Source organism: Pseudomonas sp. SbOxS1, from assembly GCF_013416725.1.
Classification (GTDB): Bacteria; Pseudomonadota; Gammaproteobacteria; order Pseudomonadales; family Pseudomonadaceae; genus Aquipseudomonas.
On the sequence record NZ_JAAVXC010000002.1, the window covers coordinates 207,546 to 221,673 of the forward strand.

The window sequence follows — 14,128 nt, forward strand, 5'->3', positions numbered from 1 at the left end:
TTCGCGAGCAGGCTCGCTCCCACATGGGTGTTGTGGTGTTACAGGGGTTTGCTGCTGATGCTCACGCCCAGGGTATGACTGGCACCTGGCGCCAACATCACCACATCACCCATCACATTCGCCGTTTCAATGCACAGCATGCGCTGCCAGCCATCGTTGGCCATGTCGCTGAACGTCGCGGCGCGCTCGGTCCACGGGTTCCAGATCACTGCCGAGCGTGAACCGGTACTGGTCAGTTCGATGCGCCGCTCCCAGGCCGGGTCGACAATGCTGAGCCGGGGCGGCGTATCGAGGTAGATGCGATCGGTTTCGCCGGTAAAGTGCAAGTCACCGGACTGGGGCACGGTTTTCCAGTCGTCCAGCGTCTCGATATAGCTCAGGCCGTCCAGCCCTTCGACATGCACATTGCGCACATCGCTGACCGCGAAATAGCTGTGCAGCGCCTGGCTGATCGTGACGGTGTCGGTACCCTGGTTGAGACTGGTCAGGCTGATATGCAGCTGCTCGTCCAGGCGAATGCTCAACTTCAGGCCGACCTTGTGCGGCCAGCCTGGCAAGCCACCTTCGGGACAGGGCAGGAGGAACTCGATCTTCAGGCTTTCGCCCTCGGCCTCAATGCCGCCCAATTCCCAGTCGATCGCCCGCACCAGCCCGTGAGCGGCGGCGGGTTCGTCGCTGATGCGCATCGCCTGGACGCTCTGCGGGTTGCGCGCCAGGTTACCGAACCACGGCCAGCACACCGGCACGCCGGCGCGGATGCTTTTGCCCGCCTTGAAGACGGCCTCGTCGTTGAGCCAGATCAGCGGTGGCTGGCCAGCCAGTTGATAGCTGAGGATGTGCGCACCTTGCTGGGCCACCAGCAGTTCGGCCTGGCCGTGGCGGATGCGCCAGCAGTTCAGTTCATCCAGTTTGACGGCTTCAACGTTGGGCGTGCTCATGGGACAGCTCTCGATCAGTAACAATGACTGCAATGGACCGCAAAACGCTTGTCGGGTTTAACGCAGCCCGGATTTAACGTGCTCTGGGCGGAACCGAACGAGTACGGCCGCTGCCATCGATGGCAACGAACACAAACACCGCTTCGGTGACTTTTCGCCATTCGCTCGACAGTGGGTCGTCGCTCCAGACCTCGACCATCATCTGGATCGAGCTGCGGCCGATTTCCAGTGCCTGGGTATAGAAGGAGAGCTGGGCGCCCACTGCAACCGGAACCAGAAATGCCATGCGGTCGATCGCGACAGTGGCCACGCGACCACCCGCCACCTTGCTGGCCATCGCAGTACCGGCCAAGTCCATCTGCGCCACCAGCCAGCCGCCGAAAATATCGCCAAAGCCATTGGTTTCGCGAGGAAGCGCGGTGATTTGCAGGGCCAGGTCGCCTTGCGGGATCGGATCTTCTTGTTCGAGCTCTATCATGCCGGGGGTGCCTCTGACCCGTGACTCTTCGTGTGTCTTTCAGTGAATAGCCGTCTTCAGGAAAAACGATTCATCCCCGAACATACAGCGTTCGTCACGTTTTTCGTCAGGCGCCTAAAGGGAAACTCTGCGAAATCGCCTATGAACCTGACAGGCGTTTTCGCACAGCAACCCTTACAAGTTATTACTTAATTGCGAGTATATCGGTCGGTAGACTCCGATACGACCATCCGGTTCTCATTTTGACCATCAAATACGCACCTCTATGTGCTTTTTCGAACAATTTGCTATCGTGCCGGTCCTGCCCGAGCCCTTGCCAGCGTTGTTGGGGCGGCAGATTTGACTATAAGAGATGCCTTGCCATGACCACAGCGCCCTCGAGTATCGCGCAGCCTTCCCAATCCGCACGTCCGTTGACCCGCAACGATTACAAGACGCTATCGCTGTCGGCCCTGGGCGGCGCGCTGGAATTCTACGACTTCATCATCTTCGTGTTCTTCGCCACGGTGGTGGGCAAGCTGTTCTTCCCGGCGGACATGCCCGAGTGGCTGCGCCTGATGCAGACCTTCGGCATCTTCGCCGCCGGCTACCTGGCGCGGCCACTGGGCGGCATCGTGATGGCGCACTTCGGCGACCTGCTGGGGCGCAAGAAGATGTTTACCCTGAGCATCTTCATGATGGCGGTGCCGACCCTGATCATGGGCCTGTTGCCGACCTATGCGCAGATCGGCATGTGGGCCCCGATCCTGTTGCTGCTGATGCGGGTGATCCAGGGCGCGGCCATTGGCGGTGAGGTGCCGGGAGCCTGGGTCTTCGTTTCCGAGCACGTACCGCAGCGGCACGTCGGCTATGCCTGCGGCACCCTGACCAGCGGCCTGACGGCGGGGATCTTGCTGGGTTCCCTGGTCGCTACGGCGATCAACAGCGTTTACACGCCGGTTGAAGTGGCGGATTACGCCTGGCGGATCCCGTTCCTGCTCGGTGGTGTGTTCGGTCTGTTCTCGGTGTACCTGCGCCGTTGGCTGCACGAAACCCCGGTGTTCGCCGAGCTGCAACAGCGCAAGGCTTTGGCCGAAGAAGTGCCGCTGCGCGCGGTGCTGCGTGACCATCGTGGTGCGATTGCCATTTCGATGCTGCTGACCTGGCTGTTGTCCGCCGCCATCGTGGTGTTGATCCTGATGACCCCGACCGTGCTGCAAACGGTCTACCACTTCGCGCCCACCACTGCGTTGCAGTCCAACAGTGTGGCAATCGTGTTCCTGAGCATTGGTTGCATCATTGCCGGCGCCTTGGCGGATCGTTTTGGCGCGGGGCGTGTGTTCGTTGTTGGTTGCACGGCGTTGCTGGCCAGTTCCTGGACCTTCTACCACAGCCTGGCTGACCATCCCGACTGGCTGTTCCCGTTGTACGCCCTGACCGGTCTGCTGGTGGGCACCATCGGCGCGGTACCGTACGTGATGGTCAAGGCGTTCCCGCCGGTGGTGCGTTTCAGCGGCCTGTCGTTCTCGTACAACGTGGCCTACGCGATTTTCGGTGGCCTGACGCCGATGATTGTCAGCCTGCTGCTCAAGGAAAGCCCGATGGGGCCGGCCTATTACGTGGCGGTGCTGTGCGGGGTCGGGATTTTGGTGGGTGGGTATCTCTGGAAGAAGGGTCGCTAATTTCGACTTTCCTGTCGTCTGTACCGGCTCAATCGCCAGCAGGCTGGCTCCCACATTGAAATGCATTCCAATGTGGGAGCCAGCCTGCTGGCGATTGGAGCGCCATGAATCATCCAGTAAAAACTCGAATACTGGCCTTTCATCCAATTGTCATATTTCAGCCATAGAGTGTTCACACGGCCTGCTGATACTTGGCCCCGAATAACACACCCTATCTGCTAGGAGTAAGGCATGAAACTGAAGCGTTTGATGGCGGCAATGACTTTTGTCGCTGCTGGCGTTGCGACTGCCAACGCGGTTGCCGCTGTTGACCCGTCGATCCCGAGCTACACCAAGACCACCGGTGTGTCGGGCAACCTGTCCAGCGTCGGCTCCGATACCCTTGCCAACCTCATGACCCTCTGGGCTGAGAACTACAAAAAAGAATACCCGAACGTAAACATCCAGATTCAGGCCGCTGGCTCCGCCACAGCGCCACCTGCGCTGACTGAAGGCACCTCCAACCTGGGCCCGATGAGCCGCAAGATGAAGGACACCGAACTGGCTGCCTTCGAGCAGAAGTACGGCTACAAGCCAACCGCTATCCCGGTTGCCGTGGACGCCCTGGCGGTGTTCGTGCACAAGGACAACCCGATCCAGCACCTGACCATGGAACAAGTCGACGCGATCTTCTCGTCCACTCGTCTGTGCGGCGCTAAAACCGACGCGAAAACCTGGGGTGACCTGGGCGTGACTGGCGACCTGGCCAACAAGCCGGTGCAACTGTTCGGTCGCAACTCGGTATCCGGCACCTATGGCTACTTCAAGGAAGAAGCCCTGTGCAAAGGCGACTTCAAGCCAAACGTCAACGAACAACCAGGTTCGGCTTCGGTCGTGCAGTCGATCAGCTCCTCGCTGAACGGCATCGGTTACTCGGGCATCGGCTACAAGACCGCTAGCGTGAAGACTGTGGCCCTGGCCAAGAAAGGCTCCACTGACTTCATCGAAGACACCGAAGAAAACGCCCTGAACGGCAAGTACCCGCTGTCGCGCTTCCTGTACGTATACGTCAACAAAGCCCCGAACAAGCCTCTGGCCCCGCTGGAAGCCGAGTTCGTGAAGCTGGTTCTGTCGAAACAGGGCCAGGAAGTTGTGGTGAAAGACGGCTACATCCCACTGCCAGCCAAGGTTGCTGCAAAAGCACTGGCTGACCTGGGTCTGCAAGAAGGCGGTACCGAAGTCGCAAAAAAGTAAAACCCTGATCCGGGGCTAGCCCCGGATCTGTAGGAGTGAGCGGGCGGCGTTCCGACTTGCCCGCGAAAGCGGTGGTTCATTCAGCATTGATGGTGAATGTAATGACGCCTTCGCGAGCAAGCTCGCTCCTACAACCCCCCAAATTCTCGCTCCGCTGCCGGTTTCACCGGGTGGCGGATTTGTTGCGTCACTGCACTGTCATCTTTCTGTCATACAGGATCGCTAGGGTGTGCGAATGAATGATCTGGCCAATTCCACAATGACTACAAATCCCCCCAAGCGAATTGATTTCAATACGCCTGAGCTACAACGCAAGCGCCGCATCCGCGCGCTCAAGGATCGCCTGACCCGCTGGTACGTCCTGGTGGGCGGCCTAGCCGTTCTCGGTGCGATCACGCTGATCTTTTTCTTCCTCGCCTACGTCGTTGCGCCCCTGTTCCAGGGTGCCAGCCTGACGTCCAGGGACGCCATCACGCCGGCCTGGATGCAAGACGCCGGCAAGCCGTTGATGATCTCCCTGGAAGAGCAGAACCAGGTCGCGATGCGGGTTTCCGACAAGGGCCAGGCGCTGTTCTTCGATATCGACAGTGGCGCTGAACTCAAGCGCGTCGATCTGCCGCTCCCGGCCGGTGCCACCGTGACGTCCATCGGTGACGACCAGCCAGGTCAACCGCTGGTGGCGGTGGGCTTGTCCAACGGCCAGGCCATGGTGTTCCGTCACACCTACAAAGTCAGCTACCCGGACGGCAAGAAGACCATCTCGCCGGCCATTGAATACCCGTATGGCGAATCCCCGATCACGTTGAACGAGTCGGGCGGTGCGCTTGAACACGTCAGCCTCAACGCCAACGATTCGACCCTGATGCTGGTGGGCGCCACCGGTTCGCAACTCAATGTTTTGTCGCTGACCAGCGAAGAAAACATGATGACCGGCGAAATCACCAACGAGCAGAAGCGCATTGATCTGCCGCAGATGACTGAGCCGGTGAAGAACATCTTCGTCGACCCGCGTCAGCAGTGGTTGTACGTGATCAACGGTCGCGCCCAGGCCGACGTCTTCAGCCTGCGCGACAAGAGCCTCAACGGTCGCTACAAACTACTGGAAGATGGCGAAGCTCAAATCACCGCCAGTACGCAACTGGTGGGTGGCATCTCGCTGATCCTCGGCGACTCCAAAGGTGGCCTGGCCCAGTGGTTCATGGCCCGCGACCCGGATGGCGAGCAGCGTCTGAAGCAGATCCGCACTTTCCAGATGGGCACCACGCCGATCGTTGAAATCACCGCCGAAGAGCGCCGCAAGGGCTTCGTCGCCCTCGACGCCTCCGGCAAGCTTGGCGTGTTCCACAGCACCGCACACCGTACCTTGCTGGTCGACCAGGTAGTCGAGGGCCAGGGCCTGTTCGGTCTGTCGCCACGGGCCAACCGCGTGATCGTCGAAGCCGGCGGCAAGTTGCAACCATTGCTGCTGGACAACCCGCACCCGGAAGTATCGTGGAGCGCGTTGTGGAGCAAGGTCTGGTACGAAAACTACGACGAGCCTAAATACGTCTGGCAATCGACCGCCGCCAACACCGACTTCGAACCGAAACTGAGCCTGTCGCCGCTGACCTTCGGTACCCTGAAAGCCGCGTTCTACGCCATGCTGCTGGCCGCTCCCCTGGCCGTCGCCGCCGCGATCTACACCGCGTACTTCATGGCCCCGGGCATGCGCCGCAAGGTCAAGCCGGTGATCGAGCTGATGGAAGCGATGCCGACGGTGATCCTCGGTTTCTTCGCCGGCCTGTTCCTCGCACCTTATGTGGAAGGGCATCTGCCAGGCATCTTCAGCCTGCTGATGTTGCTGCCGGTCGGCATCCTGGTCGCCGGTTTCACCTTCAGCCGCCTGCCGGAATCAATTCGCCTGAAAGTCCCTGACGGCTGGGAAAGTGCCCTGCTGATTCCGGTGATCCTGTTCGTTGGCTGGCTGTCGCTGTACATGAGCCCGTACATGGAGAACTGGTTCTTCGGCGGCGACATGCGCATGTGGATCTCCCACGACCTGGGCATCACCTACGACCAGCGCAATGCCCTGGTGGTCGGCCTGGCCATGGGCTTCGCGGTGATCCCGAACATCTACTCCATTGCCGAAGACGCCGTGTTCAGCGTGCCGCGTGGCCTGACCCTGGGTTCCCTGGCCCTCGGTGCCACGCCGTGGCAGACCATGACCCGCGTGGTAATCCTGACCGCCAGCCCGGGCATCTTCTCGGCGCTGATGATCGGCATGGGTCGTGCGGTGGGTGAAACCATGATCGTGTTGATGGCCACCGGTAACACCCCGGTCATGGAAATGAACCTGTTCGAAGGCCTGCGCACCCTGGCCGCCAACGTCGCGGTGGAAATGCCGGAGTCGGAAGTCGGCGGCAGCCACTATCGCGTGCTGTTCCTCTCGGCGCTGGTGCTGCTGCTGTTCACCTTCATCATGAACACCCTCGCGGAACTGATTCGTCAGCGTCTGCGCAAGAAATACTCGTCGCTTTAAGAAAGGTAGAAGTCTGTGAAACAGAACTCCCTGAAAGGATGGTTCAAGAGCGGCGCCCCGGGCGTCTGGATCAGCGGTGGCGCGGTGTCCATCGCGGTCATCATGACCATTGGCCTGCTGGCGGTGATTGCCGTGCGTGGCCTGGGTCACTTCTGGCCGGCGGATCTGATCCACGCCAGCTACGACGTGCCGGGCCAGGCCAATCACCTGGTCGTTGGCGAAGTGGTGCAGAAGGAAGAAGTGCCGCGTGCGCGCCTGAAGAGTGCCGGCCTGCCGGTGCCTGACGAAGGCCCGGAGTTCATGACCCGCGAGCTGATCAAGGTCGGCAACCGTGACCTGAACGGCACCGATTTCACGTGGATCGTCGGCGAGTGGCTAACTAACCAGAAGACACCAGTCGAACTGATGGCGCTGGAACGCCGCGAGTGGGGCAACTTCTACGGCTACCTGGTCAACGTCAAACAGGACGGTAAGGTCATTGCCGAAGGCGAGGCCGCATGGCCTGAGCTGCAGGCGCGGATCGAGCGCGTGAATCAGCTGGCTGGCCAGCTCAAGACCCTGGAAAAAGTCGACATCGGCGCGATCAACGCCGGTCTCGAACGCATCCGCCTGCACGGCCGCAAGCTGGAACTGGACGGCAAGCTCGACGCCGCCGCGCAAGCGGACATGGAATCCGAGCGTGCCGAGCTCAATGCCCGTTATCAGGACGTTGAAGCACGCCTGGGTGATCTGCACGCGCAGTTCAACCGCGACAGCCTCACTGCCCGCGATGCCAACGGCAAGGAAATCGAAATTGGCCTGGGTAAAGTGGTTCACGCCTACCAGCCGAACGCCATGGGCACCTTCACCAAGATCGGTTTCTACTTCAGCAAGGTCTGGGAATTCCTGAGCGACGACCCGCGTGAAGCGAACACCGAAGGCGGGATTTTCCCGGCGATCTTCGGCACCGTGATGATGACGTTGATCATGGCGATGATCGTGACCCCGTTCGGCGTCCTGGCTGCGGTGTACCTGCGTGAATACGCCAAGCAGAACACCCTGACCCGGGTGATCCGCATCGCGGTGAACAACCTGGCGGGCGTTCCGGCCATCGTCTACGGCGTGTTCGGCCTGGGCTTCTTCGTCTATGTGCTGGGTGGCTCGCTCGACCGTCTGTTCTTCCCTGAAGCCTTGCCGGCGCCAACCTTCGGCACGCCGGGCCTGCTGTGGGCATCGTTGACCCTGGCGCTGCTGGCGGTGCCGGTGGTGATCGTGGCCACCGAAGAAGGCTTGGCGCGGATTCCTCGCACCGTGCGTGAAGGCTCGTTGGCCCTCGGCGCGACCAAGGCCGAAACCCTGTGGAAAATCGTACTGCCGATGGCCAGCCCGGCGATGATGACCGGCATGATCCTCGCCGTGGCCCGCGCCGCCGGTGAAGTGGCGCCGCTGATGCTGGTGGGTGTGGTGAAGCTGGCGCCGTCGCTGCCGGTGGACGGTAACTACCCGTACCTGCACCTGGACCAGAAGATCATGCACCTGGGCTTCCACATCTATGACGTGGGCTTCCAAAGCCCGAACGTCGAGGCCGCGCGGCCGTTGGTATATGCCACGGCGCTGTTGCTGGTGCTGGTGATCGCGACGTTGAACCTGTCGGCCGTCTATATCCGCAACCACCTGCGCGAGAAGTACAAGGCGCTGGATAGCTAATCACCGCGGACCCTGTAGGAGCTGGCTTGCCAGCGAAGCTTTTGGCGTCAGTGAGTACGCCTTCGCTGGCAAGCCAGCTCCTACAAGGGATCGGCGCCAGACAGAGATTGAGTAAGCCGCTGGCCTGAACACCAGGCCAGGGGTCAACCGAACCGAATTTGTTAGCACAGGGAGCCTCCCATGCAGCACGAAGCACATACCCACGGCATCAACATGTCGGCCCTGGGTCGCGACAAACAGAGCCTGAGCCTCGAGCAGGAAACCGTGGCCATCGAAGTGCCTGGCCTGAGCCTGTTCTACGGCGACAAACAAGCGCTGTACGACGTCAGCATGAACATCCCGAAACAGCGCGTGACCGCCTTCATCGGCCCGTCCGGCTGCGGCAAGTCCACGCTGCTGCGTACCTTCAACCGCATGAACGACCTGGTGGATGGCTGCCGTGTCGAAGGCGCGATCAACCTGTACGGCAACAACATCTACCGCAAGGGCGAAGACGTGGCTGAGCTGCGCCGTCGTGTCGGCATGGTGTTCCAGAAGCCGAACCCGTTCCCGAAAACCATCTACGAGAACGTGGTCTACGGCCTGCGCATCCAGGGTATCAACAAGAAGCGTGTGCTCGACGAAGCCGTCGAGTGGGCGTTGAAAGGCGCGGCACTGTGGGATGAGGTCAAGGACCGCCTGCACGAGTCGGCACTGGGCCTGTCCGGTGGTCAACAGCAACGTCTGGTGATTGCCCGTACCATCGCCGTGGAACCGGAAGTGCTGCTGCTCGACGAACCGTGCTCGGCACTCGACCCGATCTCGACGCTGAAAGTCGAAGAGCTGATCTACGAACTGAAATCCAAGTTCACCATCGTCATCGTGACCCACAACATGCAGCAGGCCGCGCGGGTTTCCGACTACACGGCGTTCATGTACATGGGCAAACTGGTGGAGTTCGGCGACACCGACACCCTGTTTACCAATCCGGCGAAGAAGCAGACCGAAGACTACATCACCGGTCGTTACGGCTAGGAAAGCTGTGGTTGCTCACTGAACTGACGCTGCGGCCCACCGCACCTTACCGGACGCTCCAAGGACGCCAACATGATTAGTAAAGAAGGCCTTACCCACCACATTTCCCAGCAGTTCAACGCCGAGCTCGAGGAAGTGCGCAGCCACCTCCTGGCCATGGGCGGGCTGGTGGAAAAGCAGGTCAACGACGCGGTCACTGCGCTGATCGAGGCCGATTCCGGCCTGGCCCAGCAGGTGCGTGAGATCGACGACCAGATCAACCAGATGGAACGCAATATCGACGAAGAATGCCTGCGCATCCTGGCCCGTCGTCAGCCGGCGGCGTCCGACTTGCGCCTGATCATCAGCATTTCCAAATCGGTGATCGACCTGGAGCGCATCGGTGACGAAGCGACCAAGATCGCCCGTCGCGCCATCCAGCTGTGCGAAGAAGGCGAAGCGCCGCGCGGTTACGTCGAGGTCCGCCACATCGGCGACCAGGTGCGCAACATGGTCCGTGATGCCCTGGATGCCTTTGCCCGTTTCGACGCCGACCTGGCGTTGTCGGTGGCGCAGTACGACAAGATCATCGACCGCGAATACAAGACCGCCTTGCGTGAGCTGGCGACCTACATGATGGAAGACCCACGCTCTATCTCGCGGGTCTTGAGCATCATCTGGGTACTGCGTTCGCTGGAGCGCATCGGCGACCACGCGCGCAATATCTCGGAGCTGGTGATTTACCTGGTGCGCGGCACCGACGTACGTCACCTGGGTCTCAAGCGCATGAAGGAAGAAGTTGAAGGAACCAGCGGTGAAACCGCTAATGTTCCGGGCAAATCTGACGATAAGTAAGATTGCCCAATCAAAGCGCCCGGCCTATTGGCCGGGCGTTTTCGTTTGCGGTCCACGAATTCGAAAAGCAGCACCCCGCGATCGAAAAGTCCCGGCGTGACTGAAGGTTTCTGGCAATGTGCCATCAGCAAGGCGGTAGGCTTGCCGGGATTTTTTAAAGGGGTTATGGATGAGTAAGGTCAGTGTGTTGGTCGTGGACGATGCCTCGTTCATTCGTGACCTGGTGAAGAAATGCCTGCGCGACTATTTCCCGGGCATGCGCATCGAAGACGCGGTCAACGGCCGCAAGGCCCAGTCGCTGCTGGCAAGGGAGGCCTTCGACCTGGTGCTGTGCGACTGGGAAATGCCGGAAATGTCTGGCCTGGAACTGCTGACCTGGTGCCGCGAGCAAGACAGCCTCAAAGGCATGCCGTTCGTGATGGTGACCAGCCGCGGCGACAAGGAGAACGTCGTCCAGGCGATCCAGGCCGGCGTTTCCGGCTACGTCAGCAAACCGTTCACCAACGAGCAGCTGATCACCAAGGTCAAGCAAGCGCTGCACAAGGTCGGCAAACTCGACAGCCTGATGAGCGTAGCGGCGACCAAGACAGTTTCGGCATTCGGCAACGACACCCTGAACGCATTGACCGGCAACAAGCCTGTCGTGAGCGCTCCAGTGGCGGCTGCACCGTCCCCGGGCTTACTCAACAGCCCGCCGGTCAAGGCCCCGGTGGCGGCTGCTGGCGGTGGGCGTGGCCAAGGTCAGCTGCGGTTACCCAATGGTATCCAGCAGTGTGTGATCAAGGCGCTGAGCCTCAAGGAAGCGCTGCTGGTGGTCAAGCGCACCGACAGCCTGCCGCAGGTGCTCGACAGTGCCGTACTGGATCTGGAGCAGGGCGAGCGTGCCGAAGTGGCCCGTCTCAATGGCTACCTGCACGCCGTGGTGGCCCACGAGCCCAAGCCCGACAGCGACTGGCTGCAGCTGACCTTCCGTTTCGTCGATCAGGACGCGCAGAAACTGGACTACCTCTCCCGTCTGATTGCCCGTGGTACTGCGCAGAAACATTTCATTCCTGGCGCGTAAAATCGGGTTTGCCTGCCAGGCCGCCTTCGCGGGCAAGCCTCGCTCCTACAAGGGATTGCATATTATCTGTAGGAGCGAGGCTTGCCCGCGAAGAGGCCCTGGAAATCACCGCACATCTGTCTGAACATCTGCCGACTACCCGGGTCCATTGCAGCTGCTAGGCTCAATCCCAAACCTGACTCGACAGAATCCCGCCCATGCTCGCGCGCCTGCTGTTTTTCTGTGGTCTGTTCATAGCCTCGACCGCGGCCGTGGCCATGACCATCTACAAGTCCACCGACGTCAATGGCGTGGTCTCCTACAGTGACCGCCCCACGACAGGCTCCAAGGTGTTCACTTTCCAGGATCGCATGGACGAGCGCCTTGAGCGGCAGGTGTACCTCGTCATCACGAAGAAGGACGGGGTGGACAGCGTGTACGTGCGCAATGACCTGTACGCACCGGTAGAGATCGAGTTGAGTTTCGCCGGTTTGAAGAACGTCAGCGGCGCGCCGAGTCGACCGATTCGCCGGGTGATGCCGTTGCGCAGCAGCATTCGCCTGGCGCAGCTCACGGCGACTAAGGCTGGGAGCCCGATTGCCTACATCCCAAAGTTTGAGTACTCCCTGGGCGACCCCGCAGGCGCCTCCATGGCCTATCGCTACCCGTTGCCCTGGCGTGGCGGGCCGTTCCGGGTCAGCCAGGGCGCCAATGGCCAATATAGCCACTTCGGCCCGAAGAATCGCTATGCCATAGACATCGCCATGCCCGAAGGCACGCCGATCATTGCTGCGCGAGGCGGGGTTGTGATTAAAACCGAGAACAGTCAGAGCGGGCGTGGTACCGACGCGTCGGGCAATTTTGTGCGGGTGCTGCACGATGACGGGACCATGGGCGTGTACCTGCACCTGAAACAGGGCTCGGTCAGCGTTCGGGAGGGGCAGCGGGTGGCAGTGGGTAGCCCGTTGGCGCTGTCGGGCAATACCGGCAACAGCAGCGGGCCACACCTGCACTTCGTGGTGCAGCGCAATACAGGGATGGGGCTGGTCTCGATTCCGTACCAGTTCAATCAGCCGGTCAATGCGTTGCCCAACTTTGCGTTGGGCAAACAATGAAGGTAAGGAACAGATTGTGGCGAGGGGATTTATCCCCGTTGGGCTGCGGAGCGGCCCCGCTTTCTGTGGAGTATCAGGTCCACCATATTTGCAGGATTTGAGACGGCTTCGCCGTCTAACGGGGATAAATCCCCTCGCCACAACAGCCCTCTGGCTTCTGATTAATCGAGCATCAACACCTTGGCCAACACAATCTTCGGCCCTTTCATCTTCTTGATGATGATGCGCAGGCCTTCGACTTCCAGCACTTCTTCCTCTTCAGGAACGCGCTTGAGGCTTTCGTAGACCAAGCCTGCGAGGGTTTCGGCTTCAACGTGGTCCAGGTCGATGCCCAGCAGGCGCTCGACCTTGAACAGTGGTGTATCGCCCCGTACCAGCAGCTTGCCTGGCTGATAGGCGAGGATGCCGCGCTCGGCCTTGCGATGTTCGTCCTGGATATCGCCCACCAGCACTTCCAGCACGTCTTCCATGGTCAGGTAGCCGATGATGTTGCCGTCGGCCTCTTCGACCACGGCGAAGTGCGAGCCGCCCTTGCGGAACTGCTCCAGCAACTGCGACAACGGCATGTGCCGCGACACGCGCTCCAGCGGGCGGGTCAGTTCGGCCAGGTTGAACGACTCGGGAATGTGGTCCAGGGCCGCCAGCTCAAGCAGCAGGTCCTTGATGTGCAGCAGGCCGACGAACTCCTTGCGCTCGCTGTCGTACACCGGGTAGCGGCTGAACTTGTGGCGACGGAACATCGCCAGGATTTCCTTGAGTGGCGCGTTGAACTCCAGGGTCACCAGGTCTTCGCGGGAGTTGGCCCAGTCGACCACTTCCAGCTCGCCCATTTCCACGGCCGAAGCCAGTACGCGCATGCCCTGGTCGCTCGGGTCCTGGCCACGGCTGGAGTGCAGGATCAGTTTCAGCTCTTCGCGGCTGTAATGATGCTCGTGATGCGGGCCGGGTTCGCCTTGCCCTGCGATGCGCAGGATCTGGTTGGCGCTGGCGTTGAGCAGGTAAATGGCCGGGTACATGGCCCAGTAGAACAGGTACAGCGGCACGGCGGTCCACAGCGACAGCAGTTCGGGTTTGCGGATGGCCCAGGATTTCGGGGCGAGCTCGCCGACCACGATGTGCAGGTACGAAATGATGAAGAACGCGGTGAAGAACGACACGGCCTTGACCACTTCGGCCGAATCGACGCCCACGGCACTCAGCACGGGGGCCAGAAGGTGCGCGAATGCCGGTTCACCGACCCAGCCCAGGCCCAGCGAGGCGAGGGTGATACCCAATTGGCACGCCGACAGGTAGGCATCGAGCTGACTGTGCACGGTGCGCAGGATGTGCCCGCGCCAGCCGTGCTGCTCAGCGATGGCTTCGACCCGGGTCGAGCGCAATTTGACCATGGCGAATTCCGCCGCAACGAAAAAGCCGTTGAGCAATACCAGGATCAGAGCAAAAAGGATCATGCCGAAGTCGGCGAATATTGTTGCGAGGGTCAAGCCAGGGGAAGGGTCCATGATGGAGTTTTGCGGGTTCCGTGTAATCGAAAGGAAAGAAAAAAGTGCGCCTGAAAGGCAGGCACAAGTCAGCCAATGTAGCGGCTGACCGGGCGATTGCCTAGTGG

The 14,128-nt window shown here is 60.7% G+C and carries 11 protein-coding genes; 8 read left to right on the top strand and 3 right to left on the bottom strand.

The annotated features are described in order from the left end of the window. Positions 1-38 precede the first annotated feature (38 nt). On the bottom strand, positions 39-938 hold the full coding sequence (locus HFK74_RS01850) for a D-hexose-6-phosphate mutarotase (RefSeq protein ID WP_180202120.1): 900 nt from the start codon (positions 936-938) through the stop codon (positions 39-41). Positions 939-1,011: 73 nt separating this feature from the next. Continuing rightward, positions 1,012-1,416 carry an acyl-CoA thioesterase gene (locus HFK74_RS01855; RefSeq protein WP_007896491.1) on the bottom strand — a complete coding sequence of 135 codons (405 nt, stop codon included), beginning with the start codon at positions 1,414-1,416 and terminating at the stop codon, positions 1,012-1,014. Between the two features lie 362 nt (positions 1,417-1,778). On the opposite strand from HFK74_RS01855, the gene HFK74_RS01860 reads away from it, so the two are divergent. From HFK74_RS01860 to HFK74_RS01895, 8 genes are all read left to right on the top strand, one after another. Further along, the gene (locus HFK74_RS01860) at positions 1,779-3,077 is read left to right on the top strand and encodes an MFS transporter (protein ID WP_008064528.1); all 1,299 of its coding nucleotides are present in this window, start codon (positions 1,779-1,781) and stop codon (positions 3,075-3,077) included. A gap of 231 nt (positions 3,078-3,308) precedes the next feature. Then, positions 3,309-4,310: a phosphate ABC transporter substrate-binding protein PstS gene (locus HFK74_RS01865; RefSeq protein WP_180202121.1), complete on the top strand. Its 1,002-nt coding sequence runs from the start codon at positions 3,309-3,311 to the stop codon at positions 4,308-4,310. Between the two features lie 235 nt (positions 4,311-4,545). Further along, the gene (locus tag HFK74_RS01870; protein WP_180202122.1) at positions 4,546-6,828 is read left to right on the top strand and encodes an ABC transporter permease subunit; all 2,283 of its coding nucleotides are present in this window, start codon (positions 4,546-4,548) and stop codon (positions 6,826-6,828) included. Positions 6,829-6,843: 15 nt separating this feature from the next. Further along, entirely contained in the window at positions 6,844-8,514 is a 1,671-nt protein-coding gene (pstA, locus tag HFK74_RS01875; protein ID WP_180202123.1) for a phosphate ABC transporter permease PstA, read from the top strand. 180 nt (positions 8,515-8,694) lie between these two features. Then, positions 8,695-9,528 (top strand): phosphate ABC transporter ATP-binding protein PstB, encoded by an 834-nt coding sequence (pstB, locus tag HFK74_RS01880; RefSeq protein ID WP_008064516.1) that lies wholly within the window; start codon positions 8,695-8,697, stop codon positions 9,526-9,528. A gap of 72 nt (positions 9,529-9,600) precedes the next feature. Continuing rightward, positions 9,601-10,362 (top strand): phosphate signaling complex protein PhoU, encoded by a 762-nt coding sequence (phoU, locus tag HFK74_RS01885; protein WP_053163921.1) that lies wholly within the window; start codon positions 9,601-9,603, stop codon positions 10,360-10,362. Between the two features lie 169 nt (positions 10,363-10,531). Then, positions 10,532-11,425, top strand: coding sequence for a response regulator (locus HFK74_RS01890; RefSeq protein ID WP_180202124.1), 894 nt, complete (start codon positions 10,532-10,534; stop codon positions 11,423-11,425). 197 nt (positions 11,426-11,622) lie between these two features. Next, positions 11,623-12,519, top strand: a complete 897-nt coding sequence (locus HFK74_RS01895; protein WP_180202125.1) for a M23 family metallopeptidase — start codon at positions 11,623-11,625, stop codon at positions 12,517-12,519. Between the two features lie 161 nt (positions 12,520-12,680). On the opposite strand, the gene HFK74_RS01900 is transcribed toward HFK74_RS01895, so the two are convergent. After that, positions 12,681-14,021, bottom strand: a complete 1,341-nt coding sequence (locus HFK74_RS01900) for a hemolysin family protein (protein WP_180202126.1) — start codon at positions 14,019-14,021, stop codon at positions 12,681-12,683. Between the last annotated feature and the right edge of the window lie 107 nt (positions 14,022-14,128).